Source organism: Bordetella muralis (assembly GCF_054781015.1).
On sequence record NZ_BAAGVF010000006.1, the window covers coordinates 259,573 to 277,399 of the forward strand.

The following is a 17,827-nucleotide window of genomic DNA, read 5'->3' on the forward strand; positions in this document are numbered from 1 at the left end:
TATGAATAAACTCTATGTTGTTGCGTTGTCGGCTGTGCTGACTGGCTGCTCGCTGGCTCCGACCTACGAACGTCCCGAGGCGCCGGTGAGCCCCGCCTATCCGACGGGCGACGCGTATACGCAGTCGGGTCAGTCGCAAGGAGCCGCGGCGCAAGCGCCGGTGGCCGATATCGGCTGGCGTGATTTCTATTCGGATCCGCTGCTGCAGAACCTGATCTCGATGGCGCTGACGGCCAATCGTGATTTACGTGTCGCGGCATTGAATGTCGAGGAAGCCCGCGCGCAGTATCGTATCCAGCGCGCAGATCTGCTGCCTAGCGTGGGAGTCGCAGGCGAGGGCTCGGTACAGCGCTTGCCCGCGGATCTGAGCAGTACAGGCAGCCGCAGCATCAGCCGCTCGTATCAAGTTGGCGGCGCGGTATCGGCGTGGGAGCTGGATCTGTTTGGCCGCATCCGCAGCTTAAGTGACCAGGCTTTGGAAGCCTACCTGGCGCTGGACGAAACGCGTATTGCCACGCAGTTGTCGTTGATTTCCGAAACGGCGACGGCGTATCTGACGTTGCGAGCGGACCAGGAACTGCTGAGCCTGACGCAGTCGACGCTGACCTCGCAACAGGATTCGTACCAGCTGACAAAACAGAGCTATGACGCGGGTGTGGCAACGGAGCTGGATCTGAGTCAGGCCGAGGTGTCACTGCGTACGGCGCAGCGTGATCTGTCGACATATACGCGACTGGTGGCGCAGGCTCGCAACGCATTAGTGTTGTTGGTGGGGCAGCCTTTGCCGGATGATGTGGTGGCTCAGTTGGATCAGGCCAAGACGTTGCCCGACGGCATCGTGCCCGAGTCCTTGCCGGCCGGATTGCCGTCGGATTTGTTGGTGCGCCGTCCTGATATTCGGGCAGCGGAGCATCAGCTCAAGGGCGCCAATGCCTATATCGGCGCCGCGCGCGCTGCGTTTTTCCCGACCATCAGCTTGACGGGCAGCGCCGGTACGGCCAGTGCCAGCCTGGGAGGCTTGTTTGACGCGGGGTCGGGGGCGTGGAGTTTCGCGCCGTCGATCACGATGCCGATTTTTGCCGGCGGTTCGCTGTGGGCAGGGTTGGATGTCGCAAAGGTGCGTAAAAACATTCAGATCGCGACCTACGAGCAAGCCATTCAGACGGCTTTCCGCGAGGTGGCCGATGCTTTGGCAGGCCAGGGTACTTATCAGACGCAGATCGTGGCGCAGCAACAACTCGTGGCGGCATATCAGCGTGCCTATGATTTGTCCAGGCAGCGTTTCGACCAGGGCGTGGATGACTATCTGAGCGTCCTGGATTCGCAGCGCTCGTTGTATGCCGCACAACAGGTGTTGGTGGAAACGCGCTTGTCCAGGCTGTCTAATCTGGTCACGCTGTATCAGGTGCTGGGCGGCGGTTGGACCGAGAAAACGGTGGCTGCGGCGCAGGATGCCAGCGCGGCAGATGCTGTACAAGGTGGCGCTACGCCAGCGGTTAAATAAGCATCAGCGGTGGAAAAGAAATGGGCGGCTCTTGATCAAGAGCCGCCCATTTTTTTGCTGTCACGCACGTCAAGAGAGGATGGACGAGAAGCAAATGTGTTGATCGTGGGATGGCGAGGCGCGGTGATGCATGCGCCTCAACGATCTCAGCCGCGCTTTTTAGCGATCAGGCCAACCACGAACAGGACAATGATGGCGCCAACTACGGAACCAATCCAGCCCGCGGGTTCACCCGGGGCATACCAACCCATCGACTGGCCCAGAAAGCCGGCAATGACAGAACCCACAATCCCGAGAATCGTCGTAAAGATGATTCCCATGGACTGATCTCCAGGCATGATGGCGCGGGCGATCAGACCCACGACAAAGCCAACGATGATCATGATGATAATGCTCATTCGCACACTCCTGTTAGGCGATGGGTAAACGCTCTGATGATACTCACCGCGGACGATCGCAGTGTAACAACTCGTATTCAGGGTGTTTGTACAACAACACTGATCAGTTGTCACATCTGTGTGGCATTCGCAACGGTGTTCAAGGGTGTGAAAATCGCACGGCTCGGGTCGAACCCATACTGGTGTTCGAATTGCGTGGCGTCTGTTGCCAGCGCCAATACCGATGCCAAAATGAAATCTACCTTGGCATCCGACAGCAGGACGCTGAGATTGAGTCTGGTGAAGCCAGGTTTTTCGATTTCGCGGCCATCGAGAATGGCTAGGCGCATGCGGGCCGACTCGTCGGCGCTGATGTCGAGCAGTTCATGCACGTAGGGCCCGGCGCAGGCGCATCCGCCGCGGGCCTGGATTCCGAATCGATCGCTCAGCATGCGGGTGATCAATTGCTGGTGGACAAAACCGCCTTGGCCATTACGTACGCGGAACGAGAAAATCGGCAGGCGTTCGGCGGTCAGAGAGCCGAGCAGTTCGATTTGCGGCACGCCTTGCCATTTTGCCAGCGCACGCTGTACCAAGGCGGCCTGGCGTTGTTGCATGAACGGGGCGCCAATGGCTTCTTTGACCAGGACTGCGAGCGCGGCACGTATGTCGCCGATGACATTGGGCGTGCCGGCTTCTTCGCGGGATTCGAGGCTGTCGCTGTAGTCGTGGCTGAGCGGCGATACGAATTTGACGGTACCGCCGCCCGGCCATGTCGGGGTGGTGTTCAGGACCGCGTCGCGCCGTACGATCAGGACGCCCGAGGCGCCGGGGCCACCGAGAAATTTATGCGGTGAAAAGACGATCGCGTCGATGGGCGCATCGCTGGCGGGCGACAGTTGCACGGGCAGGTACGGTGCGCCGCCGGCATAGTCCCACAGCATTTTTGCGCCGGCCTTTTTTACCTGGCGCGTGATGGCGGGGACGTCGGCGACGATGCCGGTCACGTTCGAGGCGGCCGATAGCGCGCAGATGACCAAGGTATCGTCGTCGGTTTTCAGGGCGGCGTCCAAGTCGTTCAAGTCGGGGCCGCCGTGGGGGCTTTCGGCGAGCACGACGATGTCGGCGCCGCATTCACGCCAGGGCAAAATATTCGAGTGATGTTCGTAGGGGCCGATGATGACGCGGACTTTTTTGCCGGCCTTGAGGGCTGCGTCTACGCCGAACAAATGGACGAGTCGATTGATCCCCGCTGTGGCGCCCGATCCGGCGAAGATCACGGCGTGTTCGGCCGTGGCACCGCAGCACCGCGCGATCGCAGCGCGTGCTTCGCGGCGCAGGCGGGTGATGAACCCGCCGCAATACGAGGCTTCGGTGTGCGAGTTGGCGTAATAGGGGAGGACTTTTTCCAGCACGAAGCGCTCGACTTGCATGAGTGCCCGGCCCGAAGCGACATAGTCGGCGTAAATCAGCGGTTTGGGGCCATAGGGGCCTTGGACGATTGCGTCCTGGCCGATGAGTCCGTCAGCCAGGGAGGCGATGACGTCGCCTGTGTCGAGGTCTGCTTGAAACTGCTGCAACAGGCCCAGCGTGGCGGGTGTTGCGACTGTGTGGGTATCCATCTATGCCGTCTTTGTGGTCATGCCGAAGTGTCCAAATATCATACGATGGAAGGAAATTTGAAACATCACCTAAATTTTCCGAAAATTCATTGAATTTGGGTCGTATGATCTGATTTATGGAAAAAATAGATAAGTTTGATATGGCTATCGTCTCTTGCCTGCAAAAAGACGGCGCGCTGTCGCAGCGCGAGCTGGCGGATCGCGTGGGTTTGTCGCAAAACGCGTGCTGGCGGCGGCTGCAGCGTTTGCATAGTTGCGGGATTATTCGCGGGACGCGCGCCGAGGTGAATGTGGTCGAATTGGGCTTCGACCTGACGGTGTTCGTGATGATACGGACGAGCCGCCATTCCAAGGATTGGGCGGATGCGTTTCGTCAGCACGTGGACCAGTTGCCCGAGGTGACTGAGTTCTACCGCATCGGGGGCGATTGGGACTATTTGATCAAGGTGGTCTGCCGGGGGATGGCGGGGTACGACCGTTTTTACCAGCGGTTGATTACGGGGTTCGAGTTGGCGACGGTGACGGGATTTTTCAGTATGGAGGCCATTATCGATAACCGGCCGCTGGATTTGCGGTCAATGGAGGGTTGAGCGCTTCAGCGTGTCAGTTCGACTAATTGGCGCATGTCCTTGACGATGTCAGCGGTGCTCTCGGTGTCCGAGGCCAGCAGACGGGCTTTGCCCGTGTTGTCGAATATATAGACGCCGCGGCTGTGCCTGACGTCATAGATTTCGGCGGAGTCGCCCGGGCGCGGTTTTTCGATTTGGTAGGCGACGCGATAACGGCGGGCGAGATCGGCGATTTGTTTTTCGGTGCCGGTGACGCCGATGGCCTGGTTGTTGAAGGCATCGACGTAGGCCTGGAGTTTGTCGGGGGTGTCGCGGTGGGGGTCGACGCTGACGAACAGGATGCGTACGTTTTGGGCGTCGTCACCGAGTTGTTCCAGGACGGCGGTGAGTTGCGCCATGGTGGTGGGACAGATGTCGGGGCAACTGGCATAGCCGAAAAACAGCATGACGGTTTTGCCTTTCAGGTTTTCGCTGGAGACGGTTTTTCCGCCTGCACCGGGCAATTGAAATTGCAGGTCTGGCAGGTGGCCTTTGACGTCGTAGAGGGTCCAGTTGACGGCTCGATCTCCGCAGGCGGCGAGCAGGGTGCAGGTGGCTAACAGCAGGGCGCGCCAGAGGTGGCGGGTGAGAATGGCAGGCATGTGGTGTCGTTAACGCTGAATGCGGAGGGCACGTTGATGGCTTGATTCTAGCTGAGGGACTTGGGGTGGGGCGTTTTTGGCGGAGGGGTGGGTTCTTAAGCCGTTTGCCGCAGCCGGGCGGGAGCCACGGGCGGGCCTGGTCGGCTGACTCGTCCCCTGAACGGGGACTCGGCCTTCGTCCGCGAACCATCGGCGGGCCGGGGGCCAAACTCGCTCCGCTACGCTCCACTCAAACATGGCCCCCGGACTTCCCCCGCCGATGGTTCGCAGACTCGGCAGCCTCCGACAGGCCCGCCCGTGGCTCCCGCCCGGCTGCGGCAAACTCACGGCGTTAGAAGGGCATAACCCATGCAAGATTACGGCGTCAGCGGGACTGATAACGCTGCAAGGTCACAGCGTCAGCAGGACTGATGACGCCCAGGTCATGGCGTCAGTCGCATACCGAAGCCTCATATTGCGGCGGGTTCATCACTCGGGCCAATGACGCTTGCAAGGGCTGCGGTTGTAGGCGTGAGGATGTTGGACGAGGCGGCGGTCAGTTTGTCATGCCGCTGTGGCGCAATAGGGCGTCGATGCGCGGGGCACGGCCGCGGAAGGCGGCAAAGGATTCCGCAGCGGGGCGGGCGCCGCCGACGGCGAGGATTTCTTTGCGGTAGCGCGCGCCGGTGACGGGATCCAGGGTGCCGGCTGTGCTGTCGGCGTTGGCTTTGGCGGCTTCTTCGAATGCCTCGTAGGCGTCGGCAGACAGGACCTCGGCCCATTTGTAGCTGTAGTAGCCCGCGCCGTAGCCGCCGGCGAACAGATGCGAGAAGGCATGCGGGAAACGGTGCCACGCGGGCGGGAACAGCACGGCGACTTCTTTGCGGACTTGCTGGAGCAGGTCCATGGTTTGCTCGATGGTCGCGCCATCGGTGCGGCTATGCAGCAGCATGTCGAATAGTGCGAATTCGATTTGGCGTACGGTCTGCATGCCGCTTTGGAAATTGCGGGCGGCGACGAGTTTGTCGTACAGCGCACGGGGCAGGGCCTCGCCGCTGGCGACATGGGCCGAGAGGCGTTGCACGACGGGCCATTCCCAGCAGAAGTTTTCCATGAACTGCGAGGGCAGTTCGATGGCGTCCCATTCGACGCTGGAGAATGCCGAGGCGCCGGGCTCGTCGACTTCGGAAAGCAAGGCATGCAGCGCGTGGCCGGTTTCGTGGAACAGCGTGATGACGTCGTCGTGCGTGAGCAAGGCGGGCTTGCCGTCGCCGGGGCGGGCAAAGTTGCAGGTCAGGTAGACGACCGGCGTTTGAACATGGTCGCCTAGTCGGCGGCGGCTGCGCTCGCTGTCGACCCAGGCACCGCTTTGTTTGCCGGCACGGGCATAGAGGTCGAGGTACAGGTGGCCGATCAACGCACCTTCGGGTGATTCGACGCGGACGCCGCGTACGTCGGCGTGCCAGCGCGAGACGTCGGTTTCGCGCAGACGTACGTTGAACAGCGATTCGATGACCTGGAACAGGCCCTCGAGCACGCGAGGCTCGGTGAAGTACTGTTTGATCTCGTCTTCGGAGTAGGCGTAGCGAGTCTCGCGCAGGCGCTCGGACGCGTAGGGAATATCCCACGGCTCGAGCTCAGCCAGCCCGAGTTCGCTGGCGGCAAAGGCCTTGATCTCGGCCAGGTCGCGTTCGGCGTAGGGACGGGCACGCGAAGCGAGGTCGCGCAGAAAACCGGTGACTTCGTCGGCGTCGCGGGCCATGCGGGTTTGCAGGCGCAACGCGGCAAAGGTGCCAAACCCGAGCAGGCCGGATTCCTCGGCGCGCAGGGATAGCAGTTCCTCGATCAGCGGGGAGTTGTCAAAACGCGTGTCGCCTTGTTCAGAGGCCACGGTGCCATAGGCGCGGTACATCTGTTCGCGCAGACTGCGGTCGCGTGCGTATTGCATGACGGGCAGGTAGCACGGCATTTTCAGCGTGAGTTTCCAGCCCGTTTCGTGCCCATCGTCCTGAGCGGCCTGACGAGTGGCCTGTAGCACGTCGGCAGGCAGGCCCGCGAGCCGGGACTCGTCTTCGATGAGCAGCGACCAGGCGTCGATCGAATCGAGGACGTTTTCGGAGAATTTTTGCGTGACTTGGGCCTCGCGATCGGAGATCTCGGCATAGCGCTCGCGGGCCGCGCCTTGCAGCTCGACGCCGCTCAAGCGGAAATCACGCAGCGCTAATTCAATGACGCGGCGGCGTACTGGATCCCAGCTGTCGAAGTCTTGGGCGGCACGCAGGCGTTGGTATTGCTTGTACAGTCCCTCGTGCAGGCCTACCCAGGTCGAAAACTCCGTCACGAGCGGCAGGGCGGCGTTGTAGGCCTCGCGCAATTCAGGGGTGTTGACCACGGCATTCAGATGGCCCGCGACCGACCAGGCGCGCCACAGTCGCTCTGACGCGGTATCCAGCGGTTGCACCACAGATTCCCAATCAGCCGGCAAGCTCGGATCCGCTGCTGCATCAACAGCCTGTCGTGCGCCGATCAGCAGTGCTTCGATGGCGGGCACGATGTGCGCGGGCTGCACGGTGGCATAGTCGATGAGGTCGGAGACGGGGGCTAGCAGGGGATTTTGAGTCATGTTCGGTGTCGCTGCGAATGGGACGGAATACGATAAAGATGAGGGCGTTTGCACGGAAAACAAGGGTGACCCTGCGGGGGGACCTTCCGGCGATAAAATGCCCTCCGTGCTGCGCAGCTTATCGCAGTTCAGAGGCGATTGGGATGATGGATATTCTTTTGAAGACGCTGATGTGGGGGGCGTCTTTGGTTTTGTTATTGGCCTATTTCTTTGGTGTTACGCTGAGAAAACCGTTCAAAACGGTGGCTATGCATTTTTTAATGGTGCTGGCGGTGCATGTCGTGCTGAGTGCGGCGGCGATCCTGCTGACGAAACATGGTCAGAGCATCAAGTTTTCAGGGCAGCAGGGTTCCCCGGACTTGGCCGCAGCGCTGCTGTTGGGCGTCAAGCTATATATGGCGATCTTGATGATTTTTCTGCTCAATTTTTTTGCGGCATTGGCGCAAAAGGGTGTGAGCTCAATGGCCAAATTTCACACCACGCATAATGCCGCCAATCTGGATCGCCAGCCCGTGCGAGGGTTCTTGCGCCATCAGCGACCCATCGTCAGGGGATATCAGGCCCTGTTCATGATGGGCGGCGTGTTCATGCTGTGGGCGTTATGGTTCCGGTTTCGATAGGAACTTGATGCGGTAGTCAACGATGCCACGGATGTTTGATGGTCCCTGGCATCGTTGTCACGTATTACGCTGCCGCGCGCTCGGCCGCCTCGACGGTATTCACCAGCAACATCGCAATGGTCATGGGGCCAACTCCCCCCGGCACCGGCGTGATTGCGCCAGCGACTTCGCGGGCCGACGCAAAATCGACATCGCCGCAGAGTTTGCCGTCAGCGCCACGATTGATGCCGACGTCGATGACGACCGCACCCGGCTTGATCATGCTGCCGGTGATCATGCCCGGCTTGCCCGTCGCAACCACCAGTACATCGGCACGGCGCGTTTGCGCGGCCAGGTCACGGGTTTTCGAGTTGCAGATCGTGATGGTGGCGCCGGCTTGCAGCAGCAACATGGCCATGGGCTTGCCCACGATGTTGCTGGCCCCCACGATGACAGCCTCGGCGCCACGCAGGGTGACACCCTCGGATTCCAGCATCTTCATCACGCCGTAGGGGGTGCAAGGGCGGAACAGAGGCTGGCCTGTCATCAGCAGACCGGCATTGCTGATGTGAAAGCCGTCTACGTCCTTTTCGGCGGAGATCGCTTCGATGACCTTGTGGCTGTCCATGTGCGGCGGCAGCGGCAACTGCACCAGAATGCCGTGAATGGACGGATCGCGGTTCAGTGCGTCGATGCGAGCCAGCAGCTCGGCCTCGGTCATGTCGGCAGGATATTGCTCTTTGATCGAATGCAGGCCGGCCTTTTCACAAGCAGCGACCTTGTTGCGTACATAGACCTGCGAGGCGGGGTCTTCGCCGACCAATACGACGGCCAGACCGGGACGGATGCCCTTGGCAGCGAGGGTTTGCACACGTTGTGCGACTTCTTCGCGGATGCGTTGCGACAGGGCGGTGCCGTCGATGATGCGTGCGCCTTGGACGGCGGGTGTAGAAGGGTCCTGCAGGGTCATGCGTGTGCCTCGGGTTTTGCCAGCGCGACTTTCATCAGGTCGGCGACAGTGGTGACTTCCAGTTTTTCCATGATGTTGGCGCGATGCGCTTCCACCGTTTTGATGCTGATGCCGAGATCGTCGGCGATTTGCTTGTTCAGGCGGCCGGCGACGATGCGTTCCAATACCTGCTGCTCGCGCGCGGTCAGACGGGCCAGCATGGCTTCGTGGTCTTTTTGGGCCTGGAACTGGCTGATGCGCTGGGTCGCTTGCTCGAGCATGCGGGCCACGATCTCGCGCAGGTCCGATTCATTGAAAGGCTTTTCCAGAAAATCGACTGCGCCTTTTTTCATCGTGGATACTGCCATGGGGACATCGCCGTGACCGGTGATGAACACGATGGGTAGCGGGGCGTTGCGGGCCAGCAGTTGCTCTTGCAGCTCGAGGCCGCTCATGCCGGGCATACGCACGTCGGCGATCAAGACGCCGATCTGGCTGGGATCATATTCCTCGAGAAAGGTCTCACCGCTGGCGAAAGCGCGCACGCGATAACCGTTGGCTTCGAGCAGCCAGCGCAATGAATCGCGTACCGCTTCGTCGTCATCGACAATGAATACCGTGCTCGACTGGGGGGGGGTGTTCATGCGTGTAACTCCTCGGGCTGATCGTTCTGTGCCGGTTTTTCAGGCGCGGCGCAGGGCAGTGTAAATCGAAAAATCGTACCGCCGGCGGGATTCGGATCCGCCCAGAGACGGCCGTGGTGCGATTCAATAATGGTACGGCAGATATTCAGACCCATGCCCAGGCCCTGGGTCTTGGTGCTGAAGAAAGGCTCGAACAGGCGCTCGGGATCCGTCAGGCCGTGACCACGGTCGACGACAGCGACTTCGATGTGCTGTTCGTGAGGGATGACTGCGACCTTGAGCTCGTCGGAATCGCTCTTGTCCATGGCCTCGAGGCCATTTTTCAGCAGATTGAGCAACACCTGTTCGATCAGAATCGGGTCGGCCAGCACGTCTGGCGCATTGGACGGCACGAACGAATCAATGCGGATGCGGCGTTTGCGTGCGTCGATGTCGGCAAAACCGATGGCATTGTCAACGATGCGGCTGATCGGCACGCGCTGGCGGCGCGGCTCGCTGCGTTTTACGAATTCGCGGATGCGGCTGATGATCTTGCCGGCGCGTTCGGCTTGCGAGGCGGCTTTTTCCAGTGCGGGCAGCAGCATGGTCGGGCTGGTGTGGCCGGCTTTGACCAATGCGACCGCGCCCATGCTGTAGTTTGCGATGGCAGTCAGAGGCTGATTCAGCTCGTGAGCCAAGGACGAAGCCATTTCGCCCATGGTGGTCAGGCGGCTGGTGAGCTGGATCTTTTCTTGCTGGATGCGCGAGGCTTCTTCGTGGTCCCGGCGCTCGGTGATGTCGCGCGCGACCTGCATGCGTACGCGGCGGCCGTCGGTCCAGGCCAACATACGGTGGTGTACCTCGAACCAGCGCTGTACCGAGGGGGCAAAGATCTCGATCGCCTCATCGGTGAACCGGCCGCGGCGTCGCGCCAGCAGTTCGTTGTGGCCGCCAGTCTGCGCCCCGAACACGCGGCGGTAGGTGCGGTTGGCGAACAGCAGTTCCAGGCCGTCATGGGTGTCGGCAGTCACGGAAATCGCGTCGTCGAGCCCTTCGAGCACGGTCATGAAACGCTCATGCGCGGCAGTCAGGGCCTCGCGAATGCGTTTGGGCTCGGTGATGTCCGTCATCGAGGTCATCCAGCCGATCTGCGTGCCGTTGGGGTCGAGCAGGGGCGACACATACATCCGCGCGGTAAAGCGCGAGCCGTCGCGGCGCTGGGCCTCGATTTCAAGTCCGCTGCTGGGGGTCTTGCCCGAGGTCAGCACGTCGAGTGTGTGCTGGTGCTGCTCGTGCCGGCCCGGCACCCAGTAGGGGAAAGGAGGGCTGCGTCCGATGAGATCCGCCTCGTTCCAGCCGATCATGCGGCAGAACGCCGGATTGACATAGGCGATGCGCCCCTCCATGTCGAGCACGCGCATCCCCGTGGACATGGAGTTTTCCATGGCACGGCGGAATCCGGTCTCGGCGATCAAGGCGGCCTCGGCGGTCGAGCGGAAACGGGTGTAACGCCACAGCATCAGCAAGCTGATGATGATCACACACGACAGTGCCAGCACGACCCAGATCAGACGCTGTTGGCGGACCTCCTGGTCGATGGTCACGAACATGACGCTGTCGTCGTGCAGACGCTGCAGCCAGAAAAACGCACCCATTACGCACAGATACAGGATCAACACCACCGCTGGCGTGACCCAGTACACGCCCCGCCGGCGTTTGCGAGCGTGGTCGTGAAACGAGTTGGGAATGCTGGATTTGTAAGGGCTGGACATGACAGTCGGCACAGATAGACCCGGCATTTTAGAGCGTGTTGCGCGTGTGTGCGCAGAGCAGGGCGTTGGAGTTTGTCATGATGGGGAAAATAAATTCAGGAATCTGTCAATATTTCATATTATGAAATTCCGTACCGCAACATGAAATTTTCACGCGGACAGGTTAATCTTCGCGTTTCGTACTTGCTGCCTGACGCGATAGCATTGACCGTTCAGGCGGCAAAACACGCCCCGGCCAGGAGCCGGACCCCTTTGGATTGCCCGATCCATTACGTTGGAGCGGGCCTGCTCAGAACTCCCACAGGAGACATACGATGTCCTCTAATGCCCAGGCTAGCGCGCTATCGGCCGCCAACGACGAAGACACTCTAGAAACCCAAGAGTGGCTTGAAGCCCTGGCTGCCGTGCTCGACCGCGAAGGTCCCGAGCGTGCCCATTACCTGCTGGAACGCCTGATTGACGAGGCCCGTCGTTCGGGGGCGCATATCCCATTTTCGCCCAACACGGCCTACGTCAACACCATTCCGCCTGGACTCGAGCCGGCTCATCCCGGCAACCTGGAGCTGGAATCGCGTATTCGCTCCTATGTGCGCTGGAACGCCATGGCCATGGTGGTCAAGGCCAACAAGCATAACCCGCCCGATGGCGGCGATCTGGGCGGCCACATCGCCTCGTTTGCCTCGCTGGCCACCATGATCGGCTGCGGGCAAAACCATTTCTGGCATGCCGAAGACGAAAGCCATGGCGGCGACCTGGTGTATTTCCAGGGCCACACTTCGCCCGGCATGTACGGTCGCGCCTACCTCGAAGGCCGCTTGACCGAAGAACAGCTGAACCATTTCCGCCAGGAAGTCGATGGCAAGGGCCTGTCGTCGTATCCGCACCCCAAGCTGATGCCGGATTTCTGGCAGTTCCCGACGGTGTCGATGGGCCTGGGCCCGCTGATGGCGATCTACCAAGCCCGCTTCCTGAAATACCTGCATGCCCGCGGCCTGGCCGACACGAGCCAGCGCAAGGTCTGGGTATTCTGCGGCGACGGCGAAATGGACGAACCCGAGTCGCTGGGCGCGATCGCGCTGGCCGCTCGCGAAAAGCTCGACAACCTGATCTTCGTCATCAACTGCAACCTGCAGCGTCTGGACGGACCGGTGCGCGGTAATGGCAAGATCATCCAGGAGCTCGAAGGCGACTTCCGCGGATCGGGCTGGAATGTGATCAAACTGATCTGGGGCGGCTACTGGGATCCGCTCCTGGCGCACGACAAAGAAGGCATCCTGCGCAAGATCATGGAAGAAACCGTCGATGGCGAGTACCAGGCGTACAAGGCCAACGACGGCAAGTTCGTGCGCGAACATTTCTTTGGCAAGCATCCGAAACTGCTGGAAGCCGTCTCGCGCATGAGCGACGAGGACATCTGGCGCCTGAACCGCGGCGGCCACGATCCGCACAAGGTCTACGCGGCCTTCAAGGCGGCCAGCACGCATACCGGTCAACCGACCGTCATCCTGGCCAAGACCATCAAGGGCTACGGCATGGGCCAGGTGGGCCAGGCCAAGAACCCGACTCACCAGCAAAAGAAACTCGAGCTCGAGTCGATCCGCGAATTCCGCGATCGTTTCGCGATCCCGATTCCCGACGATCAGCTCGAGAAACTGCCTTATTTCAAGCCGGCCGAAGATTCGCCGGAAATGAAATATCTGCACGAACGCCGCAAGGCGCTGGGCGGCTATCTGCCCAAGCGCCGCGCCAAGGCCGACGAGCAGCTCAAGGCCCCCGCGCTGGAGGCATTCAAGGCGGTGTTGGAACCCACCGCCGAAGGCCGCGAGATCTCGACGACGCAGGCTTTTGTGCGTGTGTTGAATCAGATCCTGCGCGACAAAGACCTGGGCTCGCGCGTCGTGCCTATCCTGGCGGACGAATCGCGGACTTTCGGTATGGAAGGCCTGTTCCGCCAGATCGGCATCTATGCACCGGAAGGGCAGAAGTACGTGCCGGTCGATAAAGACCAGGTCATGTACTACAAAGAATCCGCCGACGGCCAACTGCTGCAGGAAGGCATCAACGAAGCCGGCGCGATGAGCTCGTGGATTGCGGCGGCCACGTCGTATTCGACGAACAACCGCATCATGGTGCCGTTCTACATCTATTACTCGATGTTCGGCTTCCAGCGCATTGGCGATCTGGCCTGGGCAGCGGGTGATATGCAGGCGCGCGGCTTCTTGCTGGGCGGCACGGCAGGCCGTACCACGTTGAATGGCGAGGGCTTGCAGCACGAAGACGGTCACAGCCACCTGCTGGCCTCGACCATTCCGAATTGCGTGTCGTACGACCCGACGTTCGGTCACGAGCTGGCTGTGATCATCCAGCACGGTCTGAAGCGCATGGTCGAAGACCAGGAGAACGTGTACTACTACCTGACGGTGATGAACGAAAACTACCCGCAGCCCGGTCTGACCAAGGGCGACGAGGAAGGCATCATCAAGGGGATGTACAAGCTCAAGTCGCACGGCAAGGGCAAGACCCGCGTGCAACTGATGGGCTCCGGCACCATCCTGCGCGAAGTCATGGCGGCTCAGGAATTGCTCGAAGCCGACTGGGGCGTCGCCTCGGATCTGTGGAGCGTGACCAGCTTTACCGAGCTGCGCCGCGATGGCCTGGATGCCGATCGCCACAACCTGCTGCACCCGGAACAGAAAAAACCGCAGGTGCCCTACGTCACGCAGCAACTCGAAAAGACCGAAGGCCCGATCATCGCGTCGACCGACTACATGAAGTTGTTCGCCGATCAGATCCGTCCGTTTGTGCCCAAGGACCGCACGTACCGTGTACTGGGCACCGACGGTTTCGGCCGTTCGGATTTCCGCTACAAGCTGCGCGAGCACTTCGAAGTCGATCGCCATTTCGTGGTGTTGGCCGCATTGCGCGCGCTGGCCGACGAGGGCAAGGTCCCCGCCGGCAAGGTCGCCGAGGCCATCAAGAAATACGGCATCAACCCGGAAAAAGCCAACCCGCACCACGCTTGAAGGTAAACAGACATGAGCAAACTCGTGGAAATCAAGGTACCCGACATCGGTGATTTCAAAGAAGTCGAAGTCATCGAAGTGCTGGTCGCGGCGGGTGACACGATCAAGGCCGAGCAAAGCCTGATCACCGTCGAGTCCGACAAGGCATCGATGGAAATCCCGGCGTCGGCCGGTGGCGTCGTGAAGTCCGTCAAGGTCAAAGTCGGCGACAAGGTCGCCGAAGGCACCGTTATCCTGGAAATCGAGGCGGGCGAAGCGGCGGCTGAGGCCGCACCCGCTGCCGCACCTGCGGCGGAATCGGCGCCGGCAAAGGCTGCCGCTGCTGAGCCTGCCGCTGCTGCCAAGGCGCCCGCTGCCCCGGCCGAGCAAAGCCAGCAAGGCAGTGGCCCCGTGGAAATCGCGGTACCCGATATCGGTGATTTCAAAGAAGTCGAAGTCATCGAAGTCATGGTCGCCGTGGGCGACACCATCAAGGCCGAGCAAAGCCTGATTACCGTCGAGTCCGACAAGGCCTCGATGGAAATCCCGGCATCCGCAGGCGGTGTGGTCAAGGAAATCAAGGCCAAGGTAGGCGATAAGGTATCCAAGGGCACCGTGATCGTGGTGGTCGAGGGCGGCGCCAGCGCGGCACCCGCTGCCGCTTCGGCACAGCCCAGCGCGCAACCCGCAGCCGCGGCAACAGCACCGGCTGCCAGCAGCCCCGCTCCTGCCGCAGCACCTGAGGCGCCGGCCGCCAAGCCCGCGCCTGCTGCCTCGCTCGAAGATCCCGGTCTGAAGCCTGGTCAATTGCCGCATGCATCGCCGTCGGTGCGCAAGTTCGCACGCGAGTTGGGTGTCAACCTGAGCAAGGTCAAAGGCTCTGGCCCGAAAGACCGCATCACGGCCGACGACGTGCGCGCCTTTGTGAAGCAAGCGCTGGCAGCACCGGCGGCGGCTGCCTCGGGCGGCGCCGATGGCGCGGCGCTGGGCCTCTTGCCGTGGCCGAAGATCGACTTCACCAAGTTCGGTCCGATCGACGCCAAGCCGCTGTCGCGCATCAAGAAAATCTCGGGTGCGAACCTGCATCGCAACTGGGTCATGATCCCGCACGTCACCAACAATGACGAAGCGGACATCACCGACCTGGAAGCTTTCCGTGTGACCTTGAACAAAGAGAACGAAAAAGCCGGTGTCAAAGTCACCATGCTGGCGTTCCTGATCAAGGCCGTTGTTTCCGCACTGAAGAAATTCCCCGAGTTCAATGCGTCGCTTGATGGCGATCAACTGATCTACAAGCAATACTTCCATATCGGTTTTGCTGCCGACACGCCCAACGGTTTGGTCGTGCCGGTCATCCGCGATGCGGACAAGAAAGGCATCATCGACATCGCCAAGGAAATGGGCGAACTGTCCAAGAAGGCCCGCGAAGGCAAGATCTCTCCTGCGGAAATGCAGGGCGGTTGCTTCTCGATTTCGTCGCTGGGCGGGATCGGCGGTACGCACTTCACGCCCATCATCAATGCACCGGAAGTGGCTATCCTCGGTGTGTCGCGTTCGGCGCAAAAGCCTGTCTGGGACGGCAAGCAGTTTGTGCCGCGCCTGACGATGCCGCTGTCGCTGTCCTACGACCATCGTGTCATCGACGGCGCTGCTGCCGCGCGTTTCAACGCGTACCTGGGTCAGTTGCTGGCCGACTTCCGCCGCATCTTGCTGTAAGGGGGCCTCATGAGCACACTGGTTGATATCAAGGTACCCGACATCGGTGACTTCAAGGAAGTCGAAGTCATCGAGGTGCTGGTTGCTGCGGGCGACACGATCAAGGCAGAACAAAGCCTGATCACGGTCGAATCCGACAAGGCATCCATGGAAATCCCCGCGTCCGCAGGCGGCGTGGTGAAATCCGTGCAGGTCAAGGTTGGCGACAAGGTTGCCGAGGGCACGGTGATCCTGCAGGTCGAGGCTGCCGAGGCAGCGTCGGCGGACGCGGGCAAAGCCGCCGCGCCGGCGGGCGGTAATGCTCCGGCCGAGGCGAAAGCGGGTGGCAATGCACCGCAGGCCTCGTCTGCGCCTGCACCGGCGGCGGCGCCGGCCGATAAAGCTCCGGCACCGGCGGCGGCGTCGTATAGCGGCTCCGCAGATCTGGAATGCGACATGCTGGTCCTGGGCGCAGGCCCCGGCGGCTATTCGGCGGCTTTCCGTGCGGCAGACCTGGGCCTGTCCGTTGTGCTGGTCGAGCGTTACGAGACGTTGGGCGGTGTCTGCCTGAACGTAGGCTGCATTCCATCCAAGGCGCTGTTGCACAACGCAGCCGTCATCGACGAAGCGCGTGCACTGGCGGCCCACGGGATCAGTTTTGGCGAGCCCAAGATCGATCTGGACAAGCTGCGCGGCTACAAAGACAGCGTGGTGGCAAAGCTGACGGGCGGCCTGGCCGGCATGGCCAAGGCACGCAAGGTCAAGGTGGTCACGGGTGTCGGCGAGTTTGCCGATCCGCATCACTTGTCCGTCAAGAGCGCTGACGGCAAGACACAAACCGTCCGTTTCAAGAACGCCATTATTGCGGCGGGCAGCCAATCGGTGAAACTGCCGTTCCTGCCCGACGACGAGCGTATCGTCGACTCGACCGGGGCATTGGAACTGCGCGAGATTCCGAAAAAGATGCTCATCATCGGCGGCGGGATCATCGGCCTGGAAATGGGTACGGTGTATTCCACGTTGGGCGCGCGTCTGGACGTCGTGGAAATGCTCGACGGCCTGATGCAAGGTGCGGATCGTGATCTGGTCAAGGTCTGGCAGAAAATGAACGCCGAGCGTTTTGACAACATCATGCTCAAGACCAAGACCGTCGGCGCCGAAGCGAAAAAAGACGGTATCTACGTCAGCTTCGAAGGCGAGGGCGCACCGAAAGAACCGCAACGTTACGACTTGGTGTTGCAGGCCGTGGGCCGCAGCCCGAACGGCAAGAAAATCGCCGCCGACAAGGCTGGTGTTGCCGTGACGGACCGCGGCTTTATCGAAGTCGATCGTCAAATGCGCACCAACGTGCCGCACATTTACGCGATCGGCGACATCGTGGGCCAGCCCATGTTGGCGCACAAGGCCGTGCATGAAGGCCATGTGGCTGCAGAAGCAGCTGCTGGTCAAAAGTCGTTCTTCGACGCGCGCGTGATCCCGTCGGTAGCCTATACCGATCCGGAAGTCGCGTGGGTGGGCTTGACCGAGGACGAGGCCAAGAAACAGGGTATCAAGGTCGAAAAGGGTCTGTTCCCCTGGGCAGCGTCGGGCCGCGCGATTGCGAACGGCCGCGACGAGGGCTTTACCAAGCTGCTGTTCGATGCCGAAACGCACCGCATTCTGGGTGGCGGCATTGTCGGCACGCATGCGGGCGATTTGATCAGCGAGATCGCTTTGGCGATCGAAATGGGCGCGGATATGGTCGATATTGCCAAGACCATCCACCCGCATCCGACGTTGGGCGAGTCTGTCGGCATGGCGGCTGAAGTCGCGGAAGGCGTGTGCACGGATTTGCCTCCGATGCGCAAGAAGTAATCCTTTCTTAAACATCTG

At 61.1% G+C, this 17,827-nt stretch carries 13 protein-coding genes; 6 read left to right on the forward strand and 7 right to left on the reverse strand.

What is annotated here, in order from left to right; genetic code table 11:
- The first annotated feature begins 1 nt into the window (after position 1).
- Positions 2–1,504 carry an AdeC/AdeK/OprM family multidrug efflux complex outer membrane factor gene (gene adeC, locus ACYVIT_RS12225; protein ID WP_415808997.1) on the forward strand — a complete coding sequence of 501 codons (1,503 nt, stop codon included), beginning with the start codon at positions 2–4 and terminating at the stop codon, positions 1,502–1,504.
- 146 nt (positions 1,505–1,650) lie between these two features.
- On the opposite strand, the gene ACYVIT_RS12230 is transcribed toward adeC, so the two are convergent.
- Together ACYVIT_RS12230 and ACYVIT_RS12235 are read right to left on the reverse strand one after the other, a co-directional pair.
- Entirely contained in the window at positions 1,651–1,902 is a 252-nt protein-coding gene (locus ACYVIT_RS12230) for a GlsB/YeaQ/YmgE family stress response membrane protein (RefSeq protein WP_415808992.1), read from the reverse strand.
- Positions 1,903–2,012: 110 nt separating this feature from the next.
- Positions 2,013–3,503 carry an aminotransferase class V-fold PLP-dependent enzyme gene (locus ACYVIT_RS12235; RefSeq protein WP_415808991.1) on the reverse strand — a complete coding sequence of 497 codons (1,491 nt, stop codon included), beginning with the start codon at positions 3,501–3,503 and terminating at the stop codon, positions 2,013–2,015.
- Between the two features lie 116 nt (positions 3,504–3,619).
- Between ACYVIT_RS12235 and ACYVIT_RS12240 the strand changes: the two genes are divergently transcribed.
- Positions 3,620–4,093, forward strand: a complete 474-nt coding sequence (locus ACYVIT_RS12240) for an Lrp/AsnC family transcriptional regulator (RefSeq protein ID WP_415808990.1) — start codon at positions 3,620–3,622, stop codon at positions 4,091–4,093.
- 5 nt (positions 4,094–4,098) lie between these two features.
- On the opposite strand, the gene ACYVIT_RS12245 is transcribed toward ACYVIT_RS12240, so the two are convergent.
- Together ACYVIT_RS12245 and ACYVIT_RS12250 are read right to left on the reverse strand one after the other, a co-directional pair.
- Positions 4,099–4,713, reverse strand: a complete 615-nt coding sequence (locus ACYVIT_RS12245; protein WP_415808989.1) for an SCO family protein — start codon at positions 4,711–4,713, stop codon at positions 4,099–4,101.
- Between the two features lie 535 nt (positions 4,714–5,248).
- Positions 5,249–7,315 (reverse strand): M3 family metallopeptidase, encoded by a 2,067-nt coding sequence (locus tag ACYVIT_RS12250; RefSeq protein WP_415808970.1) that lies wholly within the window; start codon positions 7,313–7,315, stop codon positions 5,249–5,251.
- 65 nt (positions 7,316–7,380) lie between these two features.
- Between ACYVIT_RS12250 and ACYVIT_RS12255 the strand changes: the two genes are divergently transcribed.
- Entirely contained in the window at positions 7,381–7,935 is a 555-nt protein-coding gene (locus ACYVIT_RS12255) for a hypothetical protein (RefSeq protein WP_415808971.1), read from the forward strand.
- A 64-nt stretch (positions 7,936–7,999) separates the two neighbouring features.
- Here ACYVIT_RS12255 and folD read toward each other — a convergent pair whose 3' ends face one another.
- Genes folD through ACYVIT_RS12270 form a run of 3 tightly spaced genes read right to left on the reverse strand, consistent with a single transcriptional unit; the run spans position 8,000 to position 11,258 of the window.
- Positions 8,000–8,884: a bifunctional methylenetetrahydrofolate dehydrogenase/methenyltetrahydrofolate cyclohydrolase FolD gene (folD, locus tag ACYVIT_RS12260; protein WP_415808972.1), complete on the reverse strand. Its 885-nt coding sequence runs from the start codon at positions 8,882–8,884 to the stop codon at positions 8,000–8,002.
- On the reverse strand, positions 8,881–9,507 hold the full coding sequence (locus tag ACYVIT_RS12265) for a response regulator transcription factor (RefSeq protein WP_094821538.1): 627 nt from the start codon (positions 9,505–9,507) through the stop codon (positions 8,881–8,883). Before ACYVIT_RS12265 ends, folD begins: the two co-directional genes overlap by 4 nt.
- Positions 9,504–11,258 (reverse strand): PAS domain-containing sensor histidine kinase, encoded by a 1,755-nt coding sequence (locus ACYVIT_RS12270; RefSeq protein WP_415808973.1) that lies wholly within the window; start codon positions 11,256–11,258, stop codon positions 9,504–9,506. The genes ACYVIT_RS12265 and ACYVIT_RS12270 overlap by 4 nt, the downstream gene beginning before the upstream one ends.
- A 314-nt stretch (positions 11,259–11,572) precedes the next feature.
- Here ACYVIT_RS12270 and aceE point away from each other — a divergent pair, with 314 nt between their 5' ends.
- Genes aceE through lpdA form a run of 3 tightly spaced genes read left to right on the forward strand, consistent with a single transcriptional unit; the run spans position 11,573 to position 17,809 of the window.
- Positions 11,573–14,281, forward strand: coding sequence for a pyruvate dehydrogenase (acetyl-transferring), homodimeric type (gene aceE, locus ACYVIT_RS12275; RefSeq protein WP_415808974.1), 2,709 nt, complete (start codon positions 11,573–11,575; stop codon positions 14,279–14,281).
- Between the two features lie 12 nt (positions 14,282–14,293).
- Entirely contained in the window at positions 14,294–15,976 is a 1,683-nt protein-coding gene (aceF, locus tag ACYVIT_RS12280) for a dihydrolipoyllysine-residue acetyltransferase (RefSeq protein ID WP_415808975.1), read from the forward strand.
- A gap of 9 nt (positions 15,977–15,985) precedes the next feature.
- Positions 15,986–17,809, forward strand: a complete 1,824-nt coding sequence (lpdA, locus tag ACYVIT_RS12285; RefSeq protein WP_415808976.1) for a dihydrolipoyl dehydrogenase — start codon at positions 15,986–15,988, stop codon at positions 17,807–17,809.
- The last annotated feature ends 18 nt before the right edge of the window (positions 17,810–17,827 follow it).

Bases quoted from the DNA above. Each gene is read 5' to 3' on its own strand.
- adeC (WP_415808997.1), top strand. From the start codon at position 2: ATGAATAAACTCTATGTTGTTGCGTTGTCGGCTGTGCTGACTGGCTGC.
- ACYVIT_RS12230 (WP_415808992.1), bottom strand. From the start codon at position 1,902: ATGAGCATTATCATCATGATCATCGTTGGCTTTGTCGTGGGTCTGATC.
- ACYVIT_RS12235 (WP_415808991.1), bottom strand. From the start codon at position 3,503: ATGGATACCCACACAGTCGCAACACCCGCCACGCTGGGCCTGTTGCAG.
- ACYVIT_RS12240 (WP_415808990.1), top strand. From the start codon at position 3,620: ATGGAAAAAATAGATAAGTTTGATATGGCTATCGTCTCTTGCCTGCAA.
- ACYVIT_RS12245 (WP_415808989.1), bottom strand. From the start codon at position 4,713: ATGCCTGCCATTCTCACCCGCCACCTCTGGCGCGCCCTGCTGTTAGCC.
- ACYVIT_RS12250 (WP_415808970.1), bottom strand. From the start codon at position 7,315: ATGACTCAAAATCCCCTGCTAGCCCCCGTCTCCGACCTCATCGACTAT.
- folD (WP_415808972.1), bottom strand. From the start codon at position 8,884: ATGACCCTGCAGGACCCTTCTACACCCGCCGTCCAAGGCGCACGCATC.
- ACYVIT_RS12265 (WP_094821538.1), bottom strand. From the start codon at position 9,507: ATGAACACCCCCCCCCAGTCGAGCACGGTATTCATTGTCGATGACGAC.
- ACYVIT_RS12270 (WP_415808973.1), bottom strand. From the start codon at position 11,258: ATGTCCAGCCCTTACAAATCCAGCATTCCCAACTCGTTTCACGACCAC.
- aceE (WP_415808974.1), top strand. From the start codon at position 11,573: ATGTCCTCTAATGCCCAGGCTAGCGCGCTATCGGCCGCCAACGACGAA.
- aceF (WP_415808975.1), top strand. From the start codon at position 14,294: ATGAGCAAACTCGTGGAAATCAAGGTACCCGACATCGGTGATTTCAAA.
- lpdA (WP_415808976.1), top strand. From the start codon at position 15,986: ATGAGCACACTGGTTGATATCAAGGTACCCGACATCGGTGACTTCAAG.